The 8,367-nt window shown below is 38.4% G+C and carries 4 protein-coding genes; 1 reads left to right on the top strand and 3 read right to left on the bottom strand.

Features of this window, described 5'->3' with window-relative positions; genetic code table 11:
* Positions 1-63: 63 nt before the first annotated feature.
* Positions 64-2,769 carry a preprotein translocase subunit SecA gene (secA, locus tag CJF42_RS12225; protein ID WP_095366958.1) on the bottom strand — a complete coding sequence of 902 codons (2,706 nt, stop codon included), beginning with the start codon at positions 2,767-2,769 and terminating at the stop codon, positions 64-66.
* 154 nt (positions 2,770-2,923) lie between these two features.
* On the opposite strand from secA, the gene CJF42_RS12220 reads away from it, so the two are divergent.
* Positions 2,924-3,400 (top strand): DUF721 domain-containing protein, encoded by a 477-nt coding sequence (locus CJF42_RS12220; RefSeq protein ID WP_095366959.1) that lies wholly within the window; start codon positions 2,924-2,926, stop codon positions 3,398-3,400.
* Between the two features lie 128 nt (positions 3,401-3,528).
* Here CJF42_RS12220 and purL read toward each other — a convergent pair whose 3' ends face one another.
* A complete protein-coding gene (gene purL, locus CJF42_RS12215; protein WP_095366957.1) occupies positions 3,529-7,425 on the bottom strand; it encodes a phosphoribosylformylglycinamidine synthase in 3,897 nt (1,298 codons plus the stop codon).
* A 203-nt stretch (positions 7,426-7,628) separates the two neighbouring features.
* On the bottom strand, positions 7,629-8,339 hold the full coding sequence (locus CJF42_RS12210; RefSeq protein ID WP_095366956.1) for a response regulator transcription factor: 711 nt from the start codon (positions 8,337-8,339) through the stop codon (positions 7,629-7,631).
* Positions 8,340-8,367 lie beyond the last annotated feature (28 nt).

The following is an 8,367-nucleotide window of genomic DNA, read 5'->3' as shown; positions in this document are numbered from 1 at the left end:
AGCTTCGCTGGGCAAACAAAAAAAGCGACCTAAGTCGCTTTTTCATATCAAAATCCAGTTAAATTATGACAATTTACCGTGACACTGTTTATACTTTTTGCCTGAATTACATGGACAAGGATGGTTACGACCCACTTTAGGTGCTGTACGTGTCATCGTTGCAGTTTCTGGTGCTTCACCGCCAACATGTTCAGCTTCTTGATGTTGGTATTGGTGCTCAGTACTTTCAGAAGCGCGATGTTTTGCTTCAACAGCTTCAACATCTTCTTCGGCACGCACTTGTACTTTACTTAAAATGCCAACAACATCTACTTTTAAGTTTTCTAGCATTTCAGTGAATAACTCAAAAGATTCACGCTTATATTCTTGCTTAGGGTTCTTTTGTGCATAACCACGTAAATGAATACCTTGACGTAAATGATCCATCGCAGCTAAATGATCTTTCCAATGCTGATCTAAACTTTGAAGCATAATTGCTTTTTCGAATTGACGTAATACAGACTCGCCAACCATCTCTTCTTTTTGCTTATAAGCTTCAGAAATAGATTCTTCGATACGCTCTCTTAATGTTTCTTCAAATAATTTATTATCTTCATCTAACCAAGTTTGAATTGGTAATTCACTTAAGAACTCAGTTTGAATACGTTCTTCTAATCCTTTGATATCCCACATTTCAGCAAGTGATTGTGGTGGGATAAACTGATCAATAAGAGCATTCAATACATCGCCTCGGATAGCATTGATAGTTTCTGAAATATCGCCTTCTTCCAATAATTCATTTCGCTGTGCGTATACAACACCACGTTGATCATTGGCAACATCATCAAATTCTAATAACTGCTTACGAATATCAAAGTTACGTGCTTCAACTTTACGTTGTGCATTTTCAATTGCTCTGCTTACCCAAGGATGCTCAATAGCTTCACCTTTTTCCATGCCAAGTTTACGCATCATGTTAGTCATACGCTCACCCGCAAAGATACGCATTAATGCATCATCCATTGAAAGATAAAAACGGCTTGAACCGGCATCACCTTGACGACCTGCACGACCACGTAACTGATTATCTATACGACGAGATTCATGACGTTCAGTTGAGATGATATGTAAACCACCAGCAGCTAATACTTCATCATGTTTTACTTGCCAATCAGCTTTAATTTTTGAAATTTGCTCTTCAGTCGGTGCATCTAATTTAGCAACTTGTGCCTGCCAATTACCACCTAATACGATATCGGTACCACGACCAGCCATATTTGTCGCGATTGTTACTTTGCCAGGTAAACCTGCATCAGCAACAATATCAGCTTCTTGTGCATGGAATTTGGCATTTAATACGCTATGCTGAATTTTTTCTTTCTTCAAGAACTGAGATAAATACTCAGAGCTTTCAATTGAAATAGTACCCACTAGTACAGGTTGCCCACGTTTTTGACAATCAAGCACATCAACTAAAATAGCATCGTATTTTTCTTCTTGGGTTAAATAAACTAAATCAGCACGATCATCACGTACCATAGGTTTATTTGTTGGCGTAACAACGGTATCTAGTCCGTAAATTTGTTGGAATTCGAAGGCTTCAGTATCAGCTGTACCCGTCATACCAGCTAATGTTTCGTATATACGGAAGTAATTTTGGAAAGTAATTGATGCTAAAGTTTGGTTTTCATTTTGAATGTTAACCCCTTCTTTAGCTTCTACTGCTTGATGTAAACCTTCAGACCAACGACGACCTTCCATCGTACGACCGGTATGCTCATCAACAATAATAACTTCATTATCTTTAACAACGTAATCTACGTCTTTTTGATAAAGCTTATTTGCACGTAATGCGGCATAAATATGACTTAATAAAGTGATATTACCTGAAGAATAAAGAGAATCACCTTCTTCAATTAATCCATGTTGCTGTAATAACTCTTCAACTTTAATTTGACCACGTTCAGTTAAATGAATTTGTTTACCTTTTTCATCTATCGTGAAATCGCCATCCCCTTCAACACCTTCTTCATCTTCTTTTTCTTGTTGAACAAGTTCTGGGATCAATAAGTGAATTTTTGCGTATAACTCTGAACTATCTTCGGCAGGACCAGAGATAATGAGTGGTGTTCTTGCTTCATCAATTAATATTGAATCTACTTCATCGATTAATGCATAGTTTAATGGACGTTGTGCACGCTCATCTGGTGAAAATGCCATATTGTCACGTAGGTAATCAAAACCAAATTCGTTATTTGTACCATAAGTGATATCTGCTTGGTAAGCCGCTTGCTTGTCTTGTGGTGCTAAACCCGCAATATTACAACCTACGCTTAAACCTAAAAATTCAAATAAAGGACGGTTAGTCTCTGAGTCACGTTGAGCCAAGTAATCATTCACAGTAATAATGTGAACACCTTTACCAGATAAACCATTTAAATAAGCTGGTAATGTTGCAGTTAACGTTTTACCTTCACCTGTGCGCATTTCAGCAATACGACCCTCATGTAAGATCATGCCACCTATCATTTGCACATCAAAATGACGCATCTTAAATACACGCTTTGATGCTTCACGCACAACAGCAAATGCCTCAGACAGAATATCTTCAAGCGTTTCACCTGCTTCTAAACGCTTGCGGAATTCAGCTGTTTTTGTTTGTAATTCTTCGTCAGTTAATGCTTCAAATTTTTCTTCGTATTGATTGATTACTGCGACCGTTTTTTTTAAATTTTTTATGGTGCGATCATTGCGACTACCAAAAAGCTTGGTAAATATTTTAGATATCATGATAAAACCGTTACTACCCTTTGATTTCAATTAATTGACGAACTGTTAACTATATGGAGATACAATAACCTAATTTCAAGTAGGTAATTTTTATACGCCAAACTTATATTGGGAGTATAATAAAAGTAATCGCACACTAATACTAATGTTATTTATGGCTAAAGACAGATACGCACCAAAAACACTCGATGATTTAATGGCTGGCATGTCAAATAAGATCACCTCTTATGCAGGTAAAAATCAGAAATTATCACATTTTCAGGTCCTTTTAGAGGAGTCAATCAGCGTACCTATGGCAAAAAAATGTCGTGTAAGTAATTACCGTGATGCGATTATGGTAATAGAAACCGACTCTGCAGCCGTTGCTATGCGCCTTAATTATATGAAAATGTCGATTTTATCTGACTTACGTAAAAATGGTTTACCTGAATTGTCGCAAATTAAGGTGCAAACCAACCCGCAAGCTTTCACCAATAGAGCAATTGCATCGAAACAAAAAGAAAATAATGCTCATAAAAAAGATTTAGTATTAAGTGAAGATACTGCTAACTCTTTATTAGACATTGCAAAAAATGCCCCACCTTCTCTGAGAGAAAAATTAGAAAAATTAGCCAGACATAGTAAGAAATAAAATTGGCGGGATGTTACCTGGAGTAAATTTAAGCTCCGACACTTTCCCATTAAATATACAGAGTTTATTCAAACAAAAAAGGCCACTTTAATAAGTGACCTTCCGATATCTATTTATCAAAAGATAAATTAACCGATATGTTTACGCGCGTTGCGGAACATACGCATCCATGGGCTGTCTTCACCCCATGAATCTGGATGCCAAGAGTTGGCAACTGAACGGAAAACACGTTCAGGGTGTGGCATCATTACAGTTGAGCGACCGTCAGTACTTGTCATAGCCGTAATACCTTCTGGCGAACCATTTGGATTATTTGGATATTGCATTGTAGGTTGACCGTAGTTATCAACATATTGTGCTGAAACTGTACCGCTTGCTAATGCCGCTTTAACAGCTGCATCGTTAGCAAATTCAGCATGACCTTCACCATGAGATACAGCGATAGGCATGCGAGAACCAGCCATACCAGAGAAGAATACTGATGGATTTTCTTGAATTTCAACTAAGCTAAAACGTGCTTCAAAACGCTCTGATTTATTCGTCACAAAACGTGGCCAATGTTCAGTACCTGGGATCAACTCTTTTAATGTTGAAAGCATTTGACAACCATTACATACACCAAGTGATAAAGTGTCTTGACGATTAAAAAATATTTCAAATTCACTACGCGCGCGGTCATTGAATAAAATTGATTTAGCCCAACCTTCACCAGCACCTAATACGTCACCGTAAGAGAAACCACCACAAGCAACTAAACCTTTAAATTGTTCTAAAGATAAACGACCTTCTAAAATATCACTCATATGAACGTCTACAGCAGCAAAACCAGCACGGTTAAATGCAGCAGCCATTTCTACATGAGAGTTAACACCTTGTTCACGTAGAATTGCCATCTTAGGTGCAGCACCTTTAAGAATAAATGGTGCAGCGACATCTTCATTTAAATCAAAAGTTAGTTTAGTATTTAAACCTGGATCTTTTGCATCTGCTTTTGCTTCATGCTCTTGCTTAGCACAATCTGGATTATCACGAAGTGATTGCATTTGGTAAGTTGTTTCAGCCCACATAGTACGATATTCAGTACGTGTATTTTCAAGAACAACAGTATCGTTACGTGTAAAAACAATGCTATCTGAATCGTTTAACGATCCGATATCATGGCTCATTGTTGCTAAACCGTGAGATGCTAATACTTCAAGCACTGTCGCTTTATCTGCATCACGAACTTGAATTACACCACCCAGTTCTTCGTGGAATAATACTTCAATATCAGAACCCTGATTTTCATAAGAAATGCGATCTAGATTTACAGATACACCAGTGTGACCAGCAAATGCCATTTCGGTAACTGCAGTGAATAAACCACCGTCTGAAATATCATGGTACGCTAATAGTTTTTCATCAGCGACAAGCAGCTGTATTGCTTCATAGAAACCTTTTAATACTGCCGGGCTATCAACGTCTGGCGTTGTTTCACCCAATTGTTTGTATACTTGTGCAAGCGATGAAGCACCCAAACGGTTTTTACCAGCACCTAAATCGATTAGGATAAGTGATGATTCACCTTTATCTGAGCGAAGCTCTGGAGTAACTGTTTTACGCACATCTTCAACACGGCCAAATGCAGTGATGATAAGTGATAACGGAGAAGTTACAGACTTATGTTCGCCAGCTTCATCCCATTGCGTTTTCATTGACATAGAATCTTTACCTACTGGGATAGTTAATCCAAGTGCAGGACAAAGTTCTTCACCGACCGCTTTAACAGCTTCATATAGGCCAGCATCCTCACCAGGGTGACCTGCTGCTGCCATCCAATTTGCTGAAAGCTTAATGTTTTCTAAAGCACCGATATTAGTACCCGCGATATTAGTCAATGATTCAGCTACTGCTAAGCGAGCAGAAGCACCATAATTAAGTAATGCAGCAGGAGTACGCTCACCTAGTGACATGGCTTCACCGTGGTAAGTATCAAATGCAGCAGCTGTAACAGCACAATCAGCTACAGGTACTTGCCAAGGGCCCACCATTTGATCGCGTGCAACTAAACCTGTTACAGAACGGTCACCAATCGTGATTAGGAAAGTTTTTTCTGCGATTGCAGGTAAACGTAATAAACGTGCTGCGGCATCTTCAACTGTAATATCAGTAAAGTTAAATGCAGTACCTTGTGCCTTTTGTGTTTTAACATCACGGTGCATTTTGGGTGCTTTACCTAATAATACGTCAAGAGGTAAATCAACAGGGTTGTTATCAAAGTGACTATCAGCAACAGTTAAGTGAGACTTTTCAGTTGCTTCACCAATCACAGCATATTCAGCACGTTCGCGCTTACAAATCTCTTCAAATGTCGCTAAGTTTTCAAGTGCTACCGCCATAACATAACGTTCTTGGGATTCATTACACCAAATTTCATGTGGTGCCATGCCTGGTTCATCATTTGGTACGTCACGCAGTTGGAAAATACCACCACGGCCACCATCATTTACTAACTCAGGGAATGCATTTGATAAACCGCCAGCACCTACATCATGAATGAAAGCGATAGGGTTTTCATCACCTAGTTGCCAACATTTATCGATAACTTCCTGACAACGACGTTCCATTTCTGGATTTTCACGTTGTACTGAAGCAAAATCTAAGTTTTCACTAGACTGACCAGATGCCATTGAAGATGCAGCACCACCGCCTAAACCGATATTCATTGCTGGACCGCCTAAAGCAATTAGCTTAGCGCCGACAGGAATAATACCTTTTTGAACATGATTAGTACGAATATTACCTAAACCACCTGCAAGCATAATTGGTTTGTGGTAACCACGCACCTCTTCGCCGTTGTGGCTATTTACTTTTTCTTCGTAAGTCCGGAAGTAACCTAATAAATTAGGACGGCCAAATTCATTATTAAATGCAGCACCACCTAGTGGACCTTCAGTCATAATATCAAGTGCATTTACAATACGGCTTGGTTTACCAAAGTCACTTTCCCAAGGTTGTTCAAAACCAGGGATACGTAAATTAGACACTGTAAAACCCACTAAACCTGCTTTTGGTTTAGAACCTCGACCCGTTGCACCTTCATCACGAATTTCACCACCAGAACCAGTAGCAGCACCAGAGAAAGGCGCTATTGCTGTTGGATGATTATGTGTCTCTACCTTCATCAAGATTTCTATGCCTTCTTGATGGTAATTATATTCATTTTCATTATTTGGGAAAAAACGACCCGCTGTAGAGCCTTTCATTACCGCTGCATTATCTGAATACGCTGATAATACATTTTCAGGGTTTTTCTCAAATGTATTTTTAATCATTTTGAATAGAGATTTAGGCTGTTCAACACCATCGATAGTCCAATCTGAATTAAAGATTTTATGACGACAATGTTCTGAATTTGCCTGAGCAAACATAAATAATTCGATATCGTTTGGATTACGACCTAGTTTAATAAAGTTTTCAACTAAGTAATCAATCTCATCATCCGCTAATGCAAAGCCTTGTTCAATATTTGCAGCGGCTAATGCTTCACGACCACCCACTAAAATATCAACAGATGACATAGGTGCAGGTTCAGCTGTGGTAAATAATTGTGCAGCAGCTTCTAGGTTAGAATGTGTCGCTTCTGTCATACGGTCATGTAATAACACCGTCACTTGTGCTAATTGATCAGCTGTTAGATCACCTTCAACATAAAAAGCGGTGCCACGTTCAACACGATGAACTTGGCTTAAACCGCAGTTATTAGCAATGTTTGTTGCTTTTGAAGCCCAAGGAGAAATCGTACCAGGACGCGGTGTTACTAATACTAACGAACCAGCAGGTTTATGCTCAGCAATAGTTGGACCATAAGTTAATAGCTTTTGCAGCTTTTCATTTTCAGCACTGTTTAACTCAGCTGTTAAGTCAGCAAAATGCATGAACTCAGCATAAACATCAGTTACAGGTAGTTTTGCGTCTGCGCAAGTTTTTAGGATTTTTTGAACTCTAAAATCAGACAGTGCAGCTGCACCACGTAGGATCAACATAGATATTTTCATCCGGGGTTAGGAGTTGAACGATATTTTGAAGCGGTATTATAGTTGAAAATAACGTCAGGATCTAGCGAGTTTTCAGCATGAATATTGGAGTTTTTCTTGTCATTTATGACAAGAAAATATAACTTTAAACACAACTCGACGTAGACTCGAATTCAGCCGCGCCTGTCTTAATTATTTACCATCAAGCGCTTTTAAGCCAGAGACAACATATAGCCTTTTCCACGTACAGTAACGATTCGTTTTTGCTCTTTTTCATCAATCAGTTTTTTACGTAAGCGTCCAATTAATACATCGACAGTTCGATCTACGGGGCTCCAATCCGGTTGTCCAATTTCTTCAGATAACTTTTCTCTAGAGGTTGCTTTACCTGAATTTGAAATTAAACAAATCAAAACTTTATGTTCTGCTTCAGTTAAACGAATTTCTTCGTCATTGGTAATTAAAGTACGATGCTCTGGGTGTAATTTGAAATTACCATATTCGATATACTCATCTTCTTCACCTTGCTCTTTCTGAGTGATAGCTAAGCGTTTACATAACGCTCGCATACGTAATTCTAATTCTAATAAATCAACAGGTTTACAAATATAATCGTCAACACCTTGCGCTAAACCAGCAATACGATCTGATTGAGAATCTCTGCTTGACAAAACAATGACTCCAATATCAGTTAGCGTATTGAGCTCTTTAGCTAACAGTAGACCATCTTTTTGTGGAAGTACGATATCAACTATTGCAAGGTGAATCGCCTGGGAAGGAGTATTTTGAGAGTTTTGTACTATGCCTAATGCTGTAGCACCAGTCACATCAACAATAAAACTAAATTCAGAATCTTGAAAATGACTTTTAATACACTTAACTAAAAGTTCATCATCTTCAACTAATAATACTCGAATTGTCATATTGTTCCCACACTTTCAAAATATATCG

This window comes from Pseudoalteromonas sp. NBT06-2, from assembly GCF_002276045.1.
Classification (GTDB): domain Bacteria; phylum Pseudomonadota; class Gammaproteobacteria; order Enterobacterales; family Alteromonadaceae; genus Pseudoalteromonas.
This window is presented reverse-complemented; position numbering and strand designations above follow the sequence as displayed.